Annotated in this window: 1 pseudogene; it reads right to left on the reverse strand. The window is 73.5% G+C overall.

Going from position 1 to position 547, the window contains the following annotated elements:
- Positions 1-335: 335 nt before the first annotated feature.
- Positions 336-547: pseudogene (locus AB8Z36_RS42110) on the reverse strand (ATPase); the annotation flags it as partial.

Here is a 547-nt window from a genome sequence, read left to right on the forward strand (position 1 = left end):
GAACGGCACCGCGGGCGCGGGCTGCCCGGGGGGCTGCGCCGGTGGTCCCGGCGGCCCCGGCGGCACCGCGCTGCCGTTCGGCGGATGTGTCACCTCGACCTCGACCTCCCCCTTGGTCATCGGACTGCGGCTCCCGCCCGGCGCTCCGGGCGCCGGAAGAAGTCCACGGCCGCAAGTATTGCCGCAGGGACTGACATCCGCACAGGCCTTGACTCGATCTTGTTCGGATCCCTGCTCCTGAACACGAGATTCGAAGGTGTTCGGTTCCCTCGGCCGAACTCCTGCCCGAGAACGCACCGAGCCGTGCCGGGTGTTGGGCCCGGCACGGCTCGACGGTCACGGTCGCGGTCAGGCGCCGCTCTCGTACTGCCGCCGCACGCGCGCGGGAAGAGGACCGGCGTCAGCTCGTGCCGCCGCACGGCCGGGATGCGGCCCAGGTGCAGCGCCTCTATCAGCGCGTACATCGACGGCAGGGCGAAGTGGGAGGGCAGCGTCTCGCGCAGCGCGGTCGGCTCCCCGCGGCCGTCCTCGGCCCGCGCGGCGTGCC

This window comes from Streptomyces flavofungini (assembly GCF_041028215.1).
GTDB lineage: Bacteria > Actinomycetota > Actinomycetes > Streptomycetales > Streptomycetaceae > Streptomyces > Streptomyces flavofungini_B.